This is a genomic window from Lysobacter sp. GQ73, assembly GCF_059758755.1.
Map to the genome: position 1 here is coordinate 105,549 of NZ_JCAXEE010000008.1, position 18,877 is coordinate 124,425.

Here is an 18,877-nt window from a genome sequence, read left to right on the forward strand (position 1 = left end):
GCCAGCGCCGTCCTTTTGCCCTCAAATTATGAGACTTTCAAGTCGAATCCAACAAAAAGCCCCGCAGTGCGAGGCTTTAATATGAGTTTGAAATCACTTGAATTTACGGAGCAACGCGGATTCGCAATGAAAAACAAGTGTTTCCTCACGGTAGACTCCATGATAGGCCCGGTGCCTATACTGGCTCTCTTTCACTATGCCAACTAAGCGCCGGATCTGTTCACTCGTGAGTTGTTTGACAGACTGCACAGTGTCGCTTCTGACCTTTGAGGAGTTAACGTGCTCGCTCTTGTAATTTTCGCGTTTGAACTCGTTCATTGAAGACCTCATTTGTTCAACTCGGCGGAGTAATAGAGCTTGCGGGTGATCCACTTGAATCCGTTGTACTTCGTGATGGCAGCCAAATCTATCGGTTTAGCGACCGTCATCGGGCCTGGCGCAAATCTTACGTAACCGCACGTTACGCCAATGAGATAATCCACGAAGTCGATTGCATCCTGGATAGGCATGCCGCCGTGAATCAAAGGCTCCATGCTTGCGAGTAGCTGTTCAGCTACCTCTGGTTCGACGCCGGCGTCTAGCAGCCTTTGCATGATCTGGTCAGAGTAACCATAGAGGACACGCTGGATAGGTTCTCTGGCCCCTTCCCAAACGCAGTCCCAAGGTGCGTCGGCGTCGATTACTTTGACGACATTGCAGCCATGTTGTGTCAACACGATTCGCCACACCTCAGCGCTGTCGTTTCCTGAACCGAATCCGCCGACGAAGAACCCCATCACTGCGCCGAGATCTTCTTCAGCACTCTCTGCGGCTGCTCCAAATTGCGTCACGTAAAGCTCATCGTAGTAAAAGCGCTTGAAACGGTCGACGACCTCATCAATCGTAAAATTCCTCGGGTCGATGGCCCAGCTTGGATCGTTCCCTTGAATTCGAAGCTTTAGGTCGTTCGCCAAGCTTGAGACCGATCGATTTTTTAGCGCCCCCAGTCCAAACGTGAGCGCCCCAACCGGAAGGCCATTTACGCGAATCAGTTTTTCTGTATTGAAGTAAGAGTTGTGGTAGGCGGTACCTGTGAAGAGCGTAGACGCGCTATCGGCCCCCAGTACCAACCCGTCGCCAACTTTGAGTGCGACAACGATCGTCATTCCGGTCCCCCGCCGCCAACCAAAAGGCCGCCCCGCTTGCAGCGTAGGCAATTCGCCACGGGCGCGCTAGCTCCCCGGTCAGTCTCCCCCCACCTTTTACGGTCGGCCACGGCCTGACTGCGAGCCACGGCACGTCGCCACTCGGGACGTCAGGAGAGGTCGGGCAGCCCCAGCCATATATCCCAAGCCGCGTCATTGGTCGGATCAAGCGGTTTGATGTCGCCTTGGGCCTCAAAAGAGCGAAAAAACCGGCCTTCGTAAGTGACTGAATTTTAAGGACCGAGCAATGGTCGGCCGACCACAGGCTTGGAGAAAACGGCCCGGAGAGAGGCGAAAAAATCGCCAAACTAGCTCCCTGTGGATAACTCGCCGACCAAAGGAAAACGCCGAAAGCCTCGAAAATAAGGCCTTTTTTCGTCGGTGCGACGAGGCGTAGAAAAAGTTGAGGCTGGGAGTTTGGCGCGCCTGGAGGGATTCGAACCCCCGACCAATGGCTTCGGAAGCCACTACTCTATCCGGCTGAGCTACAGGCGCGTGGTAGACACGCACGAAGCGATCGTGCGGCCGTGCATTCTAGCGGAAACCGCGGCTTAGGGGATGGGTCGGGAATCGGCTGCGTGGTCCGGTCGCGTCGGGGCCCGTGGGACGCGGTCCAGTGGCGGCCGTCGCGGGGCTCGGCCATGGTCAGCCGCGCCTCCAAACCCGGCTCCGCTACGATCCGTGGCCCAACGCCGCCGCCCTCGGCGAAGCCCCGGGGCGCCCGCGTTACTCTATGCGCCATGGATCACGCTCACCCCGAAACCCCTGCGCCGGCTTGGCGGCGCAAGCTTGCGCTGTACTGGAAACTGACCCGTGGCGACCGTCCGATCGGGTGGTTGCTGTTGCTGTGGCCGACCTGGTGGGGGCTGTGGATCGCCGCCGAGGGCGTGCCGCCGCTGTGGACCTGGTTCGTGTTCAGCGCCGGGGTGTGGCTGACCCGGGCGGCCGGCTGCGTGATCAACGATTACGCCGACCGCTGGCTCGACCCGCACGTCGAGCGCACCAAGCACCGGCCCCTGGCGACCGGCGAGGTGCGCGGGCGCGAGGCGCTGGCGGTGTTCGCCGCCCTGATGCTGGCGGCGTTCGCGCTGGTGCTTACCTTGAACCGGCTGACCGTCCTGATGAGTTTCGTCGGCGTGGTGCTGGCGGCGAGCTATCCGTATCTGAAGCGCTACACCTATCTGCCGCAGGTCTACCTCGGCATGGCCTTCGGCTGGGGCATCCCGATGGCGTTCGCGGCGGTGCAGGGCGAGGTGCCGGCGGTGGGCTGGCTGTTGTACGCGGCTAACATCCTGTGGTCGACCGCCTACGACACTTGGTACGCGATGGTCGACCGCGAGGACGACCTCAAGATGGGCTCCAAATCGACGGCGATCCTGTTCGGCGAGATGGATCTGGTCGCGATCGGCGTTCTGTATGCGCTGATGTTCACCGCGCTGTTCCTGGTCGGGCAGCGCGCCGGCCTTGGGACCTATTACTTCGGCGGCCTGGCGGTGGCGGCGGCCTTGGTGGTGTACGAGTTCGTGATCGCGCGGCACCGCGAGCGCGAGCCCTGCTTCCGCGCCTTCCTGCACAACCATTGGGTCGGGCTGACGATCTTCGCCGGCCTGGCCCTGGACTACGCCTTGCGCGCGCCCAACGCCGCGGCCTGAGCGCGGGCACTCCCTGGCGGGGTGGATCGCCCGCTCGGGCGGCGAATGCGCGATCGCGGCTAATGACGCGGGCGCCCGGCTGGCGTGCAATGGCAAATCGTCCCGGGTGGAGTGCCGTCATGTCGAAGTCGTCGAGTGGCCTGCTGTTGCGAGGCCCGCTGTCGCAGAGTCTGGTCCTGGCCGTACTGGCGGCCTGCAGCGGAGCGGCCTGCGCGCAATCGGCGGCGGCGCCGAGCCGCGAACATTTCGCGCCGAAGGGCTGGGAGGGTTCCTACCACGGGCTGCATTACTCGCCGGTGGTGAAGATCGGCGACCGGGTCATCGTCTCCGGCATCCCGGCGCTCGAAGGCGCCGACGACGAGGCCCAGGCGCGTTGGGTGTTCCAGCAGCTCGAAGCGCATCTGCGCAGCGCCGGGGCCAGCTTGGCCGACGTGGTCGAACTGCAGAGTTTTCATGTCGCCGCCGATCACGCCGAGTTTCGTCGCCGCGTCGATCCGGTATTGAAGGTGCACCGCGAGTTCTTCAAGGATCACTACCCGGCTTGGACCGCGGTGGCGACGCCGGGGCTGTTCTCGAAGGACGCGAGTTTCGAATTGCGTGCCGAGGCGGTGATCGGTTCGGGAAGCCGGCCCAAGGCGGAGATCGCGAAGCCGGCGAAGCCTTGACCCAGGGTGGGGCGGTCGGGATAACGGCCACCGTCGCCACGCCTGTTGCCTGCGACTAAAGTGCAAGTGGTCGCGGCCGTGACCGCCTCGACAATGCCTTGCTCTCGTCGAAGGACAGCCGTCATGACCGCAGTTTCCGCCGCTCCGGCCGATGGGCCGCTCGCTCGTTTCGCCCTGCGCAGCGCCGCCTGGGCCGAGCGCTGGTTTCCCGATGCCTACGTGTTCGCCGCGCTCGGCGTGGTCATCGTCGCGGTGTTCGCGCTCGTTTTCGGCGCCACCCCGGCGGCTACTGCCACGGCCTTCGGCGACGGGTTCTGGAGCCTGATCCCCTTCACCATGCAGATGGCCTTCGTGGTCATCGGCGGTTACGTGGTCGCCACCGCGCCGGCGGTGGCGCGGGTGATCGACGCGCTGGCGCGGGTGCCGCGCAGCGGCCGCGGGGCGATCTGCTACGTCGGCCTGATCAGCATGGTGACTTCGTTGTTGAGCTGGGGTTTCTCCCTGGTGTTCGGCGGCTTGCTGGTGCGGGCGCTCGCGCGCCGCGAGGACCTCGACATGGACTACCGCGCCGCCGGCGCCGCGGCGTACCTCGGCCTCGGCGCGGTGTGGGCGATGGGCTTGAGCTCGTCGGCGGCGCAACTGCAGGCCAACCCGGCCAGCATGCCGCCGGCGCTGTTGGCGATCACCGGGGTGATCCCTTTCAGCGAGACCATCCTGCTGTGGCAGTCGATCGTGTTGACCGCGGCGCTGATCGCGGTCTCGCTGGTCGTGTGTTTCGTGACCGCGCCACGCGGCGCCTCGGTGCGGCGCGCCGCGGATTTCGAGGTCGCCGACGAGCGTGCGGCCTCGGTGCTGCCGCCGCGTTCGCGGCCGGGCGAATGGCTGGAATACAGCCCCTTGATCACGATCCTGCTGGCGGCGATGAGCCTGGGCTGGCTCGCCTACGAGTTCGCGCACAAGCCGCTGGTCACCGCGATCGCCAACCTCAACACTTATAACTTCGCGTTCCTGACCGCCGGCCTGTTGCTGCATTGGCGGCCGCGCAGCTTCCTCAACGCGGTCACCCGCGCGGTGCCGAGCACGACCGGCGTGCTGATCCAGTTCCCGCTGTACGGCGGCATCGCCAGCCTGCTGACCGCGGCCAAGGGCAGCGATGGCCAGACCCTGGCTCATCATCTTTCCAGCGTGTTCGTGCAGATCGCCACCACTGAGACGTTCTCGCTGGTGATGGGCGTGTACTCGGCGGTGCTCGGCTTCTTCGTGCCGTCCGGCGGCGGCAAGTGGATCATCGAGGCGCCGTACGTGATGCAGGCCGCCAACGACCTGCAGGTGCACCTGGGCTGGGCGGTGCAGGTCTACAACGCCGCCGAGGCCCTGCCGAACCTGATCAATCCGTTCTGGATGCTGCCGCTGCTCGGGGTGTTGGGGCTGAAGGCGCGCGATATCGTCGGCTTCACTTTCATCCAGTTGCTGGTGCATATTCCGCTGGTGCTGGGCCTGCTGTGGCTGCTCGGCACGACCCTGACCTATCACCCGCCCGTGATGCCCTGAGGCCGCGGGCGCGTCCGACGGCGCCCGGCAAAATCCTACCCGCGCCTGCGCCGATGCCCGACTGACCCGGGCCGCGGCGCGGGCGATGCTATGTCCGTGGGCAGCGCCTTGGTCGGTACGGAGCCAGGTCGCTCGGCACGGATGCCGCAGCCGCTCACGATGGTCGAAAACCCGCATGGAAGCAGGAGGAAAAAGCAAGCGAAATAACCCAAAAAAACCACAGTAAAACCGCAGGAAAAACTTGCAGGAAAAGGCTCGTTCGAAGGCGTCACTTCTCAGCCTGTGCGACGCCCGAAAGCGACAATGACTCACGCGAAAGGGAACGGACTCCCACGCAGTCGGATCGGGGTTCGAGCAACGGAATGCGGCATCGCGTCCTCGTCGGCGGATCGCGTTCCGGCCGAGGCCCCGACCGACACGGCGCAGGAAGCGCCGGCCTGAAAAACCCGCTCGATTCGACCTGGCGCGCCCGGAAGCGGCGTGAAAGGAAGCGACCGCCAGGGAACGGCGGCCGGTCGGAATCGGGGACGCGCCCGGGATGGCGCGCGTGGCGGAAAGGACTCCGCCATCGGGTCGCAAAGGGGGGAGGCGCGGGCCGGTTATCCGGCCCTGCATAGCCCCACATCGCGTGCCGATGCGCCGGCTGGGCCATGACGTATGCGCATTCGTACAAACAGGTCACAGATCGAAGGGCCGCGAGCGCCCGAATAGTGTGATCGACACGATGATCCTGGTGCGGCGACTGCGTTAGCGTGCGGTCGTCGTCGACTGCTGCTCGAAGACGGTCCAGTGCCGTCGTCCGTACAAGTTCCTGTGAAACACGTCGGCGAGAATCGGCCGCGCCCGCTGCGCGGCTGCCCGTCGCGTCGTGCTTCCGGAACGTTGCCATGACTCTGTCTTCGCTGTTGCGCATCGCCGGCCTGTGGCTGCTGGCGAGTTCCTGCGCCGTCGCCGCCGTGCCGGCCCACTACATCGTGTTCGAACGCGATGCCCACGGCCGCGCCGAGCCGGTGTTCTACACCCGGGTGCAACTGGCCGATGGCCAGAGCGACCAGCAGGGCGCACGCCGGGCCGAGCGCGGCGTCGAGCGCGTGGCCTATCGGGCGTCGCGCAACGGCGCCAAGAGTGGGGTCCTTTACGAAGCGCAGATGCCCAACTTTATCCGTGCCGAGTACGCGCGCGACCCCGAGCACGGCGACGGCACGATCCAGCTGAATCCCTTGGTGCGCGACCCGCATCGCGCCTTCGTCGTGCGGCTGCCGCTGTCCGAGGCCGATGAGATCGAGCTGATCGGCAACGCCGGCAATGCCAGGTCGGCGCAACGCATCGACCTGCGCGAGCTGGCGATCCGTTCCTCGCAATTGCCGTTGGCGCAGATGCTGCGGCAGCCGGTCGCGATGGTCGGCACGCAGCAGGGCCAGGACGCCAAGGCGGCGAACTCGGCCAATCGCCTGGACATCCTGGTGTTGGGCGACGGCTACACCGCGGCCGAGCAAAGCGCGTTCACGAGCCAGGCCGCGGCCTTGAAGACGGCGATGTTCAACGTCAGCCCGTACAAGGAGTACCTGAGCTTCGTGAACTGGTAGGCCGGCTTCATCGCATCGCAGCAGTCCGGCGCCGACCATCCGCCGTACCAGGCCGGCTGCACCGGCGCCCATTGCTGCGCGGATGCCGCCTCGCGCACCGATCCGCGCGCCGGCCAGTTCGTCGCCACCGCGCTCGACTCGACCTTCTGCACCAGCCAGATCCATCGCCTGCTGACCGCGCGTTCCTCGAAGGTGATGGCGGCGGCGGCGAGCTTCCCCAACTGGGACAAGATCATCGTCACCGTCAACGACCCGGTCTACGGCGGCGCCGGCGGCTCGTATGCGGTGATCTCGGCGCACAGCAGCGCCGCGCTGATCGCGATCCACGAGTTCGGCCACAGCTTCCACGGCCTCGCCGACGAGTACGAAAGCCCTTATCCCGGGTTCCCGGCCTGCAGCGACCTCGGCGGCAGCGCGGCCTGCGAAGCCAACGTCACCAACCAGAGCAACGCCAGCCTGGTGAAGTGGCGCAGCTGGTTCACCCCGGGTCTGCCGATCCCGACGCCGGACGGCACCGCCGGCACCGGCCTGTTCGAGGGTGCGCGCTACCGCAGCACCGGCATGTTCCGGCCGGTCGACAGCAGCTGCCTGATGCGCAGCCTCGGCACCAGCTTCTGCGCGGTGTGCCGGCAGGAGTACGTGCGCATGCTCTACCGCGGCGGCTTCGGCTCGCCCGCGGCGGGCATCGACCTGATCGAGCCGGGCACCGAGATCCCGTCGCCGGCCACCGCGGTCGGTTACGCGCGCGGCACCACGCGGCGATTCAGCGCGAGCGTGCTGCGCCCGAGCGTGGGCACGGTCGCGGTGCAGTGGTATCTGGACGGGGTCGCGATCCCGGGTGCGACCGCGGCGAGTTACGACTTCCGCCAGGACGCGGCCACGCCGGCGACGCGCACCCTGGAACTGCGGGTCACCGACCGGACCGCATTCGTGCAGCCGAGCATGGCCGGCACCCTGCTGGCGCATGCGCGCAAATGGACGATCCGGGTCGGCGCGGCACCGGCGGTGGCGCGGGTGGATTGAGGTTCTGATTGCGTTGCGAGTTGAGAACCGCGTGTCGTCGCGCGCATCGATCCGCTGCTTAACGAGACCGTTCTGAGGGGTTGTTCGCTATAGCGCGGTTGCGGTTGCCGTTGCCGTTGTTGTTGCCTTTGCCCTTGTTGTTGCTCTGCGTAGCCTCGCATTCGCGACGGCTAAAGAAGACCCGGAGGGCGGCCCGCAGGGATGCGGGCCGTTTTTCATCGGGATAGGGATGTCCCGTATGAAAAATCACCGCGAAAGCACCGCTCGTGCGGGCCTGTGATTCAAAAAGAAGCACTTTTCTTTGGTTACCTTTCTTTTGTTGCTTTAGACAAAAGAAAGTAACCCGCCGCTTTAGTGGCGGAAGCTCTGGGTTTGATCTTGATCTTGATCTTCCAAGAGGAATGCGCCGCAAGACCGAACCGACGATGTCGCGGCTTGCGCCGCTCCTACCCCAGCGAAAGCACGCCGCGTCGATGGATGCCATCGGCATTGTCGCTTCGGCGCGTCCCGCGGTCGCGACTCACGTCGCTCCTACATGGGATGGCGTCGCGGAACCAGGATTCTCATGGGATTTGGCACTGCGTGGCCACGCACTCGCGAAGGCCATGGAAGACCCGAAGGGCGGCCCGCAGGGATGCGGGCCGTTTTTTATCGGGACAGGATGTCCCGTATGAAAAATCACCGCGGACGCATCGAACGCGCGGGCCCGTGATTCAAAGAGAAGCATTTTTCTTTGGTTACCTTTCTTTTGTTGCTTTAGACAAAAGAAAGTAACCCGCCGCTTTAGTGGCGGAAGCTCTAGATTTGATCCTGATCTTGATCTTCCAAAAGGAATGCGCCGCAAGACCGAACCGACGATGTCGCGGCTTGCGCCGCTCCTACCCCAGCGAAAGCATGCCGCGTCGATGGATGCCATCGGCATCGTTGCTTCGGCGCGTCCCGCGGTCGCGACTCACGTCGCTCCTACATGGGATGGCGTCGCGGAACCAGGATTCTCATGGGATTTGGCACTGCGTGGCCACGCACTCGCGAAGGCCATGGAGACCCGAAGGGCGGCCCGCAGGGATCGGGCCGTTTTTCATCGGGACAGGGATGTACCGTATGAAAAATCACCGCGGATGCATCGAACGCGCGGGCCTGTGATTCAAAACAAAGCACTTTTCTTTGGTTACCTTTCTTTTGTTGCTTTAGACAAAAGAAAGTAACCCGCCGCTTTAGTGGCGGAAGCTCTAGATTTGCTCCTGCTCCTGCTCCTGCTCCTGATCTTGATCTTGATCTTGATCTTCCAAGAGGAATGCGCCGCAAGACCGAACCGACGATGTCGTGGCTTGCGCCGCTCCTACCCCAGCGAAAGCACGCCGCGTCGATGGATGCCATCGGCATTGTTGCTTCGGCGCATCCTGCGGTCGCGACTCACGTCGCTCCTACATGGGATGGCGTCGCGGAACCAGGATTCTCATGGGATTTGGCACTGCGTGGCCACGCACTCGCGAAGGCCATGGAGACCCGAAGGGCGGCCCGCAGGGATGCGTGCCGTTTTTCATCGGGACAGGGAGGTCCCGCATGAAAAATCACCGCGGATGCATCGAACGCGCGGGCCCTTGATTCAAAGAAAAGCACTTTTCTTTGGTTACCTTTCTTTTGTTGCTTTAGACAAAAGAAAGTAACCCGCCGCTTTAGTGGCGGAAGCTCTAGATTTGCTCCTGCTCCTGCTCCTGCTCCTGCTCCTGCTCCTGATCTTGATCTTGATCTTGATCTTCCAAGAGGAATGCGCCGCAAGACCGAACCGACGATGTCGCGGCTTGCGCCGCTCCTACCCCAGCGAAAGCACGCCGCGTCGATGGATGCCATCGGCATTGTCGCTTCGGCGCGTCCCGCGGTCGCGACTTACGTCGCTCCTACAAAAGCCTGGACCTGCAATGCAACGCTGCGAATCCACCCGGGTAGGAGCGACGTAAGTCGCGACCGCGATCTCTCGATCTCGCGCCGGCGGCGGCCGGCATCCTCAGGGGGTAGGAGCGGCGCAAGCCGCGACCGCGTAGTCCGGGATCGCGACGGCACCACCAGCAAGCGAGCCACGAACGACGCCGAAAGCCTGCCCGCCGAAACGGCCACCCGCCGCGGCTCAGGCCGCCGTCACCCGGGCGCATACCCAGGCGTCGACCCGCTGGGCGCCGGCTCGTCGCAGTGCGGCCGCGGCGGAGTGGAGGGTGGCGCCGGTGGTCATGACGTCGTCGATCAGGACGATGTGGGCGGGCAGGGGCAGGCCGTGACGCCAGGCGAAGGCACCGCGCAGGTTGCGGCGGCGTTGCCTGGCGTCCAGCAAGGATTGCGCCGCGGTGTCGCGCAGGCGGATCAGGCCATGATCGAGCAAGGGCAGGCGCAGTTGGCGCGACAGCGGTCGGGCCAGTTCCAGGGCTTGATCGTAGCCGCGCTCGCGCAGTCGCCGGCGATGCAGGGGGATCGGCACCAGGCATGGTCGAGGCGATTCGATGGCGGTACCCGATGCCTCGGGTGCTGCGAGCGTCGGCGCGGTGGTCGCCAAGCTGTGTCCAAGCAGCGGCTCGAAGGCTTGCGCCATCATCGTCGCAAGCAGGCGCCCGGCGGCCAGGTCGCGATGGAACTTGAAACGCGGCAGCAGTCGATCGAGCGGTGGGCGATACAGGCAGGCTGCGTGGACCTGGGTCAGCGGCGGCGGCCGGCGCAGGCAATGGCCGCAGATCAGGGGCCGGGCGAACGAGCCGGCCGTCCTGCCTGCGCCAATACCGGTTTCGCTGCTGCTCCCGCCCCTGCCAACCGCCACTCCCGCCAACGGCAGGGCGCACCGCAGACACGCGGCTCCGAGCCGCGGCCATTCGGCTTCGCAGGCCGGGCACAGATCGCGTCCGGGCAGGCCCGGTTCGGTGCAGATCAGGCAGCGCGGCGGCCACAGGGCCCAGCCGAGGCGCCGCCAGACGCTGTCAACCCGGAGCGGCCGATCCTGGTTGACAGTTGTCGACATGCTTCCCAGACTGCCCGCTCCGAACGGCCCGCGCTGTCGGTATCCCCCGTTGCCCGCCGTCAGTGAATTCCCCGCTGTGGAGCCAGCTCTAGTGTCCATGCCCCTTCTTCGCAACGATTGGTCCCGCGCCGAGGTCCGTGCGCTGTTCGATTTGCCCTTCCCCGAGTTGCTGCACCGCGCCGGCAGCGTGCACCGGGAGCATTTCGACCCGACCGAAGTCCAGGTCAGCACCCTGTTGTCGGTCAAGACCGGCGGTTGTCCCGAAGATTGCGCGTACTGCCCGCAGGCGCAGCGCTATCACACCGGGGTCGACGCGACCAAGCTGATGAGCACTGAGGCGGTGATCGAAAAGGCCCGCCAGGCCAAGGCCGCCGGCGCCTCGCGCTTCTGCATGGGCGCGGCCTGGCGCTCGCCGAAGGACCGCGACATCCCGAAGGTCGCGGCGATGATCCGCGAGGTGAAGGCCCTGGGCCTGGAGACCTGCGCGACTCTGGGCATGCTCTCGGGCGAGCAGGCCACCGCGCTGAAGTCGGCGGGCCTGGACTACTACAACCACAACCTCGACACCGCGCCCGAGTTCTACAACGAGATCATCCACACCCGCGAGTACCAGGACCGCCTGGACACCCTCGCGCACGTGCGCGATGTCGGCATGAAGACCTGCTGCGGCGGCATCGTCGGCATGGGCGAGTCGCGCGAGCAGCGCGCCGGCCTGTTGCAGACCCTGGCCAACCTGCCGGCGCATCCGGACTCGGTGCCGATCAACCGGCTGGTCCAGGTCGAGGGCACCCCCCTGGCCGGCACCGCCGAGCTCGACCCCTTCGAATTCGTGCGCACCATCGCGGTCGCGCGCCTGCTGATGCCCAAGTCGATGGTCCGCCTGTCGGCCGGCCGCGAGGCCATGAGCGACGAACTGCAGGCCCTGTGCTTCCTGGCCGGCGCCAACTCGATCTTTTACGGCGAGAAGCTGCTGACCACCGGCAACCCCGACACCGAGCGCGACCTGGCCCTGTTCGCCCGTCTCGGCCTGCGCCCGATGCAGATCGTCGAGACCGCGGGCACCGTCCATGCGAGTATTGAAGAGCACGTTGAGGCAACCACCGACCCCGCCCACTCCTGCGCCGCCTGACGCGGCGGAGCTACCGCGATGAGCAGCCAGCGAACCCTTTGGCGCGACCGGATCCAGACCGCCCACGCCGAGCGCGTGGCGACCGCCCGTACCCGCACCCACCGCGCGGTCGCTCACCGCGACGGCGCGCGCTGCGAGGTCGACGGGCGCTCGCTGGTGAATTTCTGCGGCAACGACTACCTCGGCCTGTCGCAGCACTTCGCGGTGATCAACGCCTTCCAGGACGCCGCCGCCCGCGAGGGCACCGGCGGGCTCGCTTCGCATCTGGTCTGCGGCCACCACGCCCAGCATGAAGCGCTCGAACGCGAACTGGCCGACTGGCTCGGTTCGCCGCGCGCGCTGCTGTTCGGCAGCGGGTTCCTGGCCAACATCGCCGCGGTGCAGGGCCTGCTCGGCGAAGACGATGTCTGCGTGCAGGACCGGCTCAACCACGCCAGCCTGATCGACGCCGCGCGCCTGGCCGGCTGCCGTCTGCGCCGGTACCCGCATGCCGACCCGGAAGGCGCGATCCGGCAGCTGCGCAACGTGCCCGACGGCCTGGCGATGCTCGCCACCGACGGCGTGTTCAGCATGGACGGCGACCTGGCGCCGTTGCGCGACCTCGCCCTGGTCGCGCGCGCGCAGAAGGCCGTGCTGTATGTCGACGACGCCCACGGCGTCGGCGTGCTCGGCCCGGATGGGCGCGGCACCGTCGCGGCGGCGCGCTTGTCGGTGCAGGAAGTGCCGCTGCAGTTGGCGACTTTCGGCAAGGCGCTCGGCAGCTACGGCGCGGCGCTGCACGGCGACGCCGACCTGATCGGCCATCTCGCCGAAACCGCGCGCAGCCATCTCTACACCACCGCCTTGCCGCCGGCGCAGGCCGCGGCGACGCGGGCGGCGCTCAAGCTGGCCCGCAACGACCATTGGCGGCGCGAGAAGCTGGCCGAGCTCACCGCGCATTTCCGCGAACGCGCCGGCAAGCTCGGCCTCGAACTGCTGGCCTCGGGCACGCCGATCCAGCCGGTGATGTGCGGCGACGACCGCCGTGCGCTGGCGATGGCGCAGGCCCTGGAACAACAGGGGTACTGGGTCGCGGCGATCCGTCCGCCGACCGTGCCGGAAGGTCGCGCGCGTCTGCGCGTGACGTTCTCGGCGCTGCACACGCGCGAGCAGGTCGACGGCCTGATCGAGGCGCTGGCGCGCGCGGCCGAGCGCGTGGCGATCGAAGGCAGCGACGGCGCCCGCGCCGCCGCGCCCGCCATCGTGGCGCGATGAGTCGCGCCGCCGAGCCGCCACCGACCCGGCCGCCCGAAACCGATCTGGCCCGCATGTTGGCGACACTCGAGGTCGAAGCCCGCGCCGGCGAGTACGTCTTCGTCACCGCCGTGCAGCCCGAGCGTCTGCCGCGCGCGCTGGCGCTGGCGACGATCGAGGAAGCCGAAGGCCTGACCTGCGTGTTGCGCCGCGAAGACGCCGACGCGCACGGGCTGAGCTACGACTTCGTCGCCGCCTGGCTGAGCCTGAGCGTGCATTCGGGGCTGCAGGCGGTCGGCCTGACCGCGGCGGTGTCGCAGGCGCTGGCCGCGCGCGGCATCGCCTGCAACGTGCTGGCCGGCTTCCATCACGATCATTTGCTGGTGCCCTCGGAGCGGCGCGAGGAGGCGCTGGCGGCCCTGCATGCGCTGCGCCGGCCGCACCCCGCCGGCGAGGCTTGAACCCGACACGCCCGAAGGCCCGGCGAGCCATCGCCTTCGACGGGGTCTTCGCGGCAACCCTCCGGCGTGGCCATGCGCGCGCCATGACGGCGCCCGCAGCGCCCAGACCCGACGCAACCCCCGCCTGACGCAACACCCGACGCACCATCGCAGTACGGACCCGCTTCCCATGTACATCGAAACCACCGGCGCGGCCGCGGACCCCGCCCGCCCGGTCATCGCACTGATCCACGGCTGGGCCATGCACGGCGGCCTGTTCGCGCCGCTGGTCGAACGGCTCGGCGCGCATTGCACCCTGCATCTGATCGACCTGCCGGGCCACGGCCATGCGCGCGAAAACGAATCGCCGCTCGATCCGCGCACGCTCGCCGCCGAACTGGTGGCGCGCATTCCCGACGCCTATTGGCTGGGCTGGTCGCTCGGCGGCCAGGTCGCGCTGCGCGCCGCGCTCGATCATCCGCAACGAGTGCGCGGCTTGATCATGATCGCCTCGTCGCCGCGGTTCGTGGTCGGCGAGGATTGGCCCCACGGCGTTTCGCCGGATCTGTTCCGTAATTTCGGCGAGGCCTTGCGCCGCGATTTCCGCGGCACCCTGGAAGGCTTTCTCGCGCTCGAAGCGCTGGGCTCGGCCAGCGCCCAGGAAGAACTGCGCAGCCTGAGGAACGCAGCCTTCGCCCGCGGCGAACCGGCCGAGCGCGCGCTGCACGAAGGGCTGGCCCTGCTCGACGGATTCGACGTGCGTGGCGAGCTGCCGCAGCTGCAGGTGCCGAGCCTGTGGATTTCGGGCCGCCGCGACCGCCTGGTCCCGGCCGGGGCGATGCCGGCCGCGGCCGAGCTCGCGCCGCAAAGCCGCAGCGTGGTCATCGGCAACGCCGGCCATGCGCCGTTTCTCGGCGCGACCGCCCAGGTCGCGCAACTCATCGAGGGCTTCGTCGCCCAGGCGACCGCCCCGACCGCTGTGGATGGCTGAGGTTTCATGAACGATCTTTTCGACCACCGCCAGGTTCGCCGCTCGTTCTCGCGCGCCGCGCACGGTTACGACGGTGCCGCCGCGCTGCAGCGCGAAGTCGGCGCGCGCCTGTCGGAAACCCTGGACTACCTCGACGACCGCGCGCCCGAAGTGGTGGTCGACATCGGCTGCGGCCCCGGCCATCTGAGCGCGGCGATGCAGAAGCGGTGGCCGCGCGCGCAGGTGATCGCGCTCGACCTGGCCCTGCCGATGCTGCGCGAGGCGCGCACGCATTTCGGCGACGGCGGCTGGCGGCCGCGCCTGCTCGGCGGCGCGCGCCGTCCCGACGCGGTCTGCGCCGATGCGCGCGCCCTGCCGCTGCGCGACGGCAGCGTCGACGTGCTGTTCTCGAACCTGTGCCTGCAGTGGTGCGAAGACCTGCCGGCGGTGTTCGCCGGATTTCGCCGGGTACTCAAGCCCGGCGGGTTGCTGCTGGTCTCGACCTTCGGCCCGGACACCTTGTACGAGCTGCGCGGCGCTTTCGCCGAAGCCGATGCCGCACCGCACGTCAGCCTGTTCCCGTCGATCGCCCAGTTCGGCGATGCCCTGATCGCTTCGGGTTTCCAGAACCCGGTGCTGGATCGCGACGAGTTCGTCCTGGGGCACCCCGACCTCGGCCATCTGATGCGCGAGTTGCGCACGCTCGGCGCGACCAATGCAATGAACGACCGCCGCCGCAGCCTGACCGGCCGCGCGCGTTTCGCCCGCGCAGCCCAGGCCTACGAGGCGCTGCGCGGCGAAGACGGCCGCCTGCCGGCGACCTGGGAAGTGATCTACGCCCACGCCTGGGGCCCGCCGCCGGGCGCGCCGATCCGGGTCGGCGGTTTCGATGAAGTGCAGGTGCCGGTGTCGAGCATCCGCGTGCGGCAGCGCCCGTGAGCGCGCGCCGCCAGGCCCTGTGGGCAGTGCTGATCGCGCTGGTGTCGGCGCTGTTCTTCACCTGCACCTACGTGCTCAACCGCGCCGCCGCCAACGACGGCGGCCATTGGGCCTGGACCGCGGCGCTGCGCTATCTGTTCACCCTGCCGATGTTGCTGGTGGCGATGCCGATGCTCGGCGGCGTGGCGCCGGTGTGGCGGGCGATCCGCCGTCACCCCGGGCCGTGGCTGTGGTGGAGCGGCATAGGGTTCGTGCTGTTCTACGTGTGCCTGAGCTATGCCGCGGCCAGCGGCCCGTCGTGGCTGATCGCCGGCACTTTCCAGCTGACCGTGATCGCCGGAATGCTGTGCGCGCCGTTCCTGTACCGGGATGCGCGCGCGCGGATTCCGCGTCCGGCGCTGGCGGTCGGCGCGGTCATCGTGGCCGGGGTGTTGCTGTTGCAGTTCGGCCATGGCGGCGGCCGCCTCGACCGCGCCGGCTGGATCGCCCTGATCTGCGTGGCGGTGTCGGCCTTCGCTTATCCGCTCGGCAACCGCGGCCTGTTGCTGCATTTGGAGAAGGCCGGGATCGAACTCAACGCGACCCAGCGCGTGTTCGGCATGACCCTGGCGAGCCAGCCCCTGTGGTGGGCGGTCGCGGCGTATGCCGGGGTCGAGGCCGGCGCGCCGCCGTTGGGCCAGGTCTGGCTGGCGGCCGGCGTCGCGCTGAGCGCGGGCGTGATCGCCACGGTGCTGTTCTTCCAGGCCACCGGCATGGTCCGCAACGATCCGACCGCGCTGGCCGCGGCCGAGGCGATGCAGGCCGCGGAGATATTGTTCGCGACGGTGATCGGCGCGTTGTGGCTCGGCGAAGCCTGGCCGCAGGGCCGCGCGCTGGCCGGCGCCTGCGTGGTCGGTGTCGGCATCGTCTTGTTCAGCATCGTCGCGGCGCGGGCCGCGGCCGGCAACGAACGCAGGGTCAAGCAATTGCGCAGCGATCGCGGCGGTTGAGCTTTGCGGCTGCGCTGGCGCACGCGGGTCGGCTCAAGCGCCGTGAGGCGCGCAGATCGGTTCACCGCCGTGAGGCGCACAGGCCGGCTCAGCCGCCGACCATGAGCATCCACTGTTCCAGGTTGTAGTAGTTGGTGACGCGCTGGATCTTGTTGTCGCGGATCTCGAAGAAGGCGCCGCCCGGCAGCGCATAACGCTGGCCGCGCGCTTCCGGCAAACCCGGGTCGGTGAGCAGATACTCGCCATGCACCACGTACTCGGCGCCGGCGCGCGCGCCGTCCGGCGAGGCCATCACCACGATGTCGCGAAGCTGCTCGCGGTAGTGGCGCGCCATGCGCTGCAGGAAGGCGGCGAAGGCGTCGCGGCCGACTTCGCGCGCGCCCTGGTTGAGGTCGTGGACGACGTCGGCGCCGAGCAGGCCCAGCATGGCGTCCCAGTCGGCACGATTGAATGCGGCGTAGTAGGACAGGACCAATTCGGTGGCGCGGTCGTGGATGCGGGTGCCGTCTATCTTCATCGGAGTTCCTGCGGGCAATGCGGGGCGGGGCCATGATCGCTCATTCCCGCGCCGTGCCGCAGCCGCGGCCGGCCATGCCTGGCGCTCGGGACTCGCAAGGTTTAATAGAGCACACTAAAAAAGGCCCGCGCGTGGCGGGCCTTTCCGGTAGGCGGGGTCGCGCCGGGCGAGGCCGGCGCCTGGTCTTATCCAGTGCCCGGGTTCAAATCCGCACCGTCGCGCGCTGGCGTTGGCGCACCAGGCTCAGAGTCAGCACCGCGGCCAACAACGCCGTGGTCACCACGAAGATGCCGACGCCGAGGTAGCCGCCGCTGATCCCGCGCGCCACCGCGGCGCCGGCTTCCTGCGGCACGAAGCTGGCCGCGAGCATGCCGGTGTAGTGCATGCCGCAGACCGCCACGCCCATGACCAGGGCGCTGCCGAGCATCTGGCCCCAGCCGCGCAGGTTGAAGGCCAGCCACAGCGCCACGATCGAGGCGACGATCGCGATCGCCGCCGAGGCGATCACCAGGTTGCTGTTGTAGACGGTGTCGGCGGGCATCAGCATCGCCGCCATGCCGGCGTAGTGCATGCCGGTGACGCCGAGCCCCATCAGCACGCCGGCGATGACGAGCTTGCCCCAATTGAAGATGCCGGTGCCGGCGATGGCCAGGCCGGCCATGCACGAGACCACCGCGACCAGCGCCGAACCGATCGTGATCGGCAGGTCGTAGGTCACTTCCACGTTCATGCGGCAGGCCAGCATGGCGATGAAATGCATCGCCCAGATCGCGCCGCCGCCCATGGCGATGCCGGCGGCGGTGATGGCGCGCCAGCGCTGTCCCGGACCGACCGCGGTCGGAATGGCGATGGCCAGTTGCAGGGCGGTGAACGACCCCAGCACCGACACCACGTAGGACAAGATCGCGAGCACCGGGTCATGGATGCACTGAATGGCGTGATCGATCGGCATGACGAATCCCCTGTGGATGGGTTGGTATAGCTAGGGGCCGAACCGGCGCCATCCCCGCCCCGGTGCGGCATCGCAAGCCCGGCCGGCTCCCTGTCTGCCGGGCGAATGGGAAACGCTCAGGCTTCGAATTCGAAACGGCAGGCCTCGGCGCCGGTGTTGCGGCATTGGCTTTCGACTACCCGTACGCCATCGGCGCCGTGCTGGCCTTCGAGCAGGCCGCCGAGCATGCCGCGCAGGAAATGGCAGCACTCGCCGCTGTCGCCGCGATGGCAGAAGGGGCTGTTGCGGATCTTCAGGATGTCGTCGTGCAGTTCGGCCTGGACCAGCTGGCGCATCGCCGGCAGGGCGATGCGGCGCACCGAGTCGGCCAGCGGCAGTTGCCCGCCGAGGGCGAAGTCGCGCTTGTAGACCCAGGCGCCGACGCGCTGGCCGATGTAGCGCAAGGTCGCCTCGCGCTGGGCCGGCGGCAGTTCGCGTTCGAGCGCGACCAACTGCAGCAGAATGTTGGGGTAGTTGCGGGCGAGCTGCGGCAGCAGGGTCTCGACGCGCTGGGTGTCGATCGGCGGCGCGCTCGACGGCGAGGCGGCGGGCGCAGGCGCGGCCGAAGCCGGCACCGAGGTGGGCGCGGTCGCCGAGCCGTTGTGGCGCGGCACCGGCGTGGGCGCCGGCGCGGGGCTGCCGCCTTCGTACGGCGAGGCCTCGAAGCTCTGCACCAGGTGGTGGGTACCCAGTCGCTCCTCGAGCATCAGCAGCGATTCGGACGGGCCGCGCACGACCATGCTCAGCACCACGCCTTCTTCGCTGTTGAGCATGCGTTGGCGCAGCAGCGTGAAGCCGTTGGCGATCACCACCTGCCCGAGGGCGAGCAGCAGCCCGTCGCGACGGTCGGACACCACGCGAAACTCGACATCCACCATGTAGTACTCCCTGGCTTGCGCTGGTCCGTGGTCCCGGCTCGCGAAGAGACCGACTCTTCTGGAGCGAACTGGCGAGAGCCCCCGCTCGTCGACAGTCGCGCGGCATGACTAGGGACGGGCGCGCGATGG

At 67.5% G+C, this 18,877-nt stretch carries 15 protein-coding genes, 1 tRNA gene and 1 pseudogene; 10 read left to right on the plus strand and 7 right to left on the minus strand.

Features of this window, described 5'->3' with window-relative positions:
• Positions 1-326: 326 nt before the first annotated feature.
• Together AC6CH2_RS19675 and AC6CH2_RS19680 are read right to left on the minus strand one after the other, a co-directional pair.
• Entirely contained in the window at positions 327-1,145 is an 819-nt protein-coding gene (locus AC6CH2_RS19675; RefSeq protein ID WP_498270688.1) for a hypothetical protein, read from the minus strand.
• A gap of 457 nt (positions 1,146-1,602) precedes the next feature.
• Positions 1,603-1,679: transfer RNA gene (locus AC6CH2_RS19680), tRNA-Arg, on the minus strand.
• A gap of 245 nt (positions 1,680-1,924) precedes the next feature.
• Between AC6CH2_RS19680 and ubiA the strand changes: the two genes are divergently transcribed.
• The 4 genes and pseudogenes from ubiA to AC6CH2_RS19700 all read left to right on the plus strand — a co-directional run bounded on the left by ubiA (position 1,925) and on the right by AC6CH2_RS19700 (position 7,661).
• Complete coding sequence (gene ubiA / locus AC6CH2_RS19685; RefSeq protein ID WP_498270689.1) at positions 1,925-2,836, plus strand: 4-hydroxybenzoate octaprenyltransferase; 912 nt, start codon at positions 1,925-1,927, stop codon at positions 2,834-2,836.
• A gap of 119 nt (positions 2,837-2,955) precedes the next feature.
• Positions 2,956-3,501, plus strand: a complete 546-nt coding sequence (locus AC6CH2_RS19690; RefSeq protein WP_498270690.1) for a Rid family hydrolase — start codon at positions 2,956-2,958, stop codon at positions 3,499-3,501.
• 123 nt (positions 3,502-3,624) lie between these two features.
• Entirely contained in the window at positions 3,625-5,052 is a 1,428-nt protein-coding gene (locus tag AC6CH2_RS19695) for a short-chain fatty acid transporter (RefSeq protein WP_498270691.1), read from the plus strand.
• A gap of 1,148 nt (positions 5,053-6,200) precedes the next feature.
• Positions 6,201-7,661 (plus strand): annotated as a pseudogene (locus tag AC6CH2_RS19700) (M64 family metallopeptidase).
• A 58-nt stretch (positions 7,662-7,719) separates the two neighbouring features.
• Here AC6CH2_RS19700 and AC6CH2_RS19705 read toward each other — a convergent pair.
• Both AC6CH2_RS19705 and AC6CH2_RS19710 read right to left on the minus strand, forming a co-directional pair.
• Positions 7,720-8,145 carry a hypothetical protein gene (locus AC6CH2_RS19705; protein WP_498270692.1) on the minus strand — a complete coding sequence of 142 codons (426 nt, stop codon included), beginning with the start codon at positions 8,143-8,145 and terminating at the stop codon, positions 7,720-7,722.
• Between the two features lie 1,641 nt (positions 8,146-9,786).
• Positions 9,787-10,662 (minus strand): ComFC family protein, encoded by an 876-nt coding sequence (locus AC6CH2_RS19710; RefSeq protein ID WP_498270794.1) that lies wholly within the window; start codon positions 10,660-10,662, stop codon positions 9,787-9,789.
• A gap of 97 nt (positions 10,663-10,759) precedes the next feature.
• On the opposite strand from AC6CH2_RS19710, the gene bioB reads away from it, so the two are divergent.
• The 6 genes from bioB to AC6CH2_RS19740 all read left to right on the plus strand — a co-directional run bounded on the left by bioB (position 10,760) and on the right by AC6CH2_RS19740 (position 16,362).
• On the plus strand, positions 10,760-11,791 hold the full coding sequence (bioB, locus tag AC6CH2_RS19715; protein ID WP_498270693.1) for a biotin synthase BioB: 1,032 nt from the start codon (positions 10,760-10,762) through the stop codon (positions 11,789-11,791).
• Between the two features lie 18 nt (positions 11,792-11,809).
• Positions 11,810-13,045, plus strand: coding sequence for an 8-amino-7-oxononanoate synthase (gene bioF / locus AC6CH2_RS19720; protein ID WP_498270694.1), 1,236 nt, complete (start codon positions 11,810-11,812; stop codon positions 13,043-13,045).
• Positions 13,042-13,485 (plus strand): ACT domain-containing protein, encoded by a 444-nt coding sequence (locus tag AC6CH2_RS19725; RefSeq protein ID WP_498270695.1) that lies wholly within the window; start codon positions 13,042-13,044, stop codon positions 13,483-13,485. Before bioF ends, AC6CH2_RS19725 begins: the two co-directional genes overlap by 4 nt.
• A gap of 169 nt (positions 13,486-13,654) precedes the next feature.
• Entirely contained in the window at positions 13,655-14,455 is an 801-nt protein-coding gene (gene bioH, locus AC6CH2_RS19730; RefSeq protein WP_498270696.1) for a pimeloyl-ACP methyl ester esterase BioH, read from the plus strand.
• A 6-nt stretch (positions 14,456-14,461) separates the two neighbouring features.
• Positions 14,462-15,373, plus strand: a complete 912-nt coding sequence (gene bioC / locus AC6CH2_RS19735) for a malonyl-ACP O-methyltransferase BioC (RefSeq protein ID WP_498270697.1) — start codon at positions 14,462-14,464, stop codon at positions 15,371-15,373.
• Entirely contained in the window at positions 15,370-16,362 is a 993-nt protein-coding gene (locus tag AC6CH2_RS19740; RefSeq protein WP_498270698.1) for a multidrug resistance efflux transporter family protein, read from the plus strand. Before bioC ends, AC6CH2_RS19740 begins: the two co-directional genes overlap by 4 nt.
• Before the next feature lie 88 nt (positions 16,363-16,450).
• Here the strand turns inward: AC6CH2_RS19740 and AC6CH2_RS19745 are convergent, their stop codons facing one another.
• The 3 genes from AC6CH2_RS19745 to AC6CH2_RS19755 all read right to left on the minus strand — a co-directional run bounded on the left by AC6CH2_RS19745 (position 16,451) and on the right by AC6CH2_RS19755 (position 18,748).
• Positions 16,451-16,879 carry a ketosteroid isomerase-related protein gene (locus tag AC6CH2_RS19745; RefSeq protein ID WP_435397198.1) on the minus strand — a complete coding sequence of 143 codons (429 nt, stop codon included), beginning with the start codon at positions 16,877-16,879 and terminating at the stop codon, positions 16,451-16,453.
• A gap of 202 nt (positions 16,880-17,081) precedes the next feature.
• Positions 17,082-17,831, minus strand: a complete 750-nt coding sequence (locus tag AC6CH2_RS19750; protein ID WP_498270699.1) for an MHYT domain-containing protein — start codon at positions 17,829-17,831, stop codon at positions 17,082-17,084.
• A 116-nt stretch (positions 17,832-17,947) separates the two neighbouring features.
• The gene (locus AC6CH2_RS19755; RefSeq protein WP_498270700.1) at positions 17,948-18,748 is read right to left on the minus strand and encodes a V4R domain-containing protein; all 801 of its coding nucleotides are present in this window, start codon (positions 18,746-18,748) and stop codon (positions 17,948-17,950) included.
• Positions 18,749-18,877 lie beyond the last annotated feature (129 nt).

What these genes read in the sequence shown, in the direction of transcription:
- AC6CH2_RS19755 (WP_498270700.1), bottom strand. Translation starts at nt 18,748, where the DNA reads ATGGTGGATGTCGAGTTTCGCGTGGTGTCCGACCGTCGCGACGGGCTG.
- AC6CH2_RS19705 (WP_498270692.1), bottom strand. Translation starts at nt 8,145, where the DNA reads ATGGCATCCATCGACGCGGCGTGCTTTCGCTGGGGTAGGAGCGGCGCA.
- bioF (WP_498270694.1), top strand. Translation starts at nt 11,810, where the DNA reads ATGAGCAGCCAGCGAACCCTTTGGCGCGACCGGATCCAGACCGCCCAC.
- AC6CH2_RS19675 (WP_498270688.1), bottom strand. Translation starts at nt 1,145, where the DNA reads ATGACGATCGTTGTCGCACTCAAAGTTGGCGACGGGTTGGTACTGGGG.
- AC6CH2_RS19710 (WP_498270794.1), bottom strand. Translation starts at nt 10,662, where the DNA reads ATGTCGACAACTGTCAACCAGGATCGGCCGCTCCGGGTTGACAGCGTC.
- bioC (WP_498270697.1), top strand. Translation starts at nt 14,462, where the DNA reads ATGAACGATCTTTTCGACCACCGCCAGGTTCGCCGCTCGTTCTCGCGC.
- AC6CH2_RS19690 (WP_498270690.1), top strand. Translation starts at nt 2,956, where the DNA reads ATGTCGAAGTCGTCGAGTGGCCTGCTGTTGCGAGGCCCGCTGTCGCAG.
- bioB (WP_498270693.1), top strand. Translation starts at nt 10,760, where the DNA reads ATGCCCCTTCTTCGCAACGATTGGTCCCGCGCCGAGGTCCGTGCGCTG.
- ubiA (WP_498270689.1), top strand. Translation starts at nt 1,925, where the DNA reads ATGGATCACGCTCACCCCGAAACCCCTGCGCCGGCTTGGCGGCGCAAG.
- AC6CH2_RS19695 (WP_498270691.1), top strand. Translation starts at nt 3,625, where the DNA reads ATGACCGCAGTTTCCGCCGCTCCGGCCGATGGGCCGCTCGCTCGTTTC.
- AC6CH2_RS19745 (WP_435397198.1), bottom strand. Translation starts at nt 16,879, where the DNA reads ATGAAGATAGACGGCACCCGCATCCACGACCGCGCCACCGAATTGGTC.
- AC6CH2_RS19750 (WP_498270699.1), bottom strand. Translation starts at nt 17,831, where the DNA reads ATGCCGATCGATCACGCCATTCAGTGCATCCATGACCCGGTGCTCGCG.
- AC6CH2_RS19725 (WP_498270695.1), top strand. Translation starts at nt 13,042, where the DNA reads ATGAGTCGCGCCGCCGAGCCGCCACCGACCCGGCCGCCCGAAACCGAT.
- bioH (WP_498270696.1), top strand. Translation starts at nt 13,655, where the DNA reads ATGTACATCGAAACCACCGGCGCGGCCGCGGACCCCGCCCGCCCGGTC.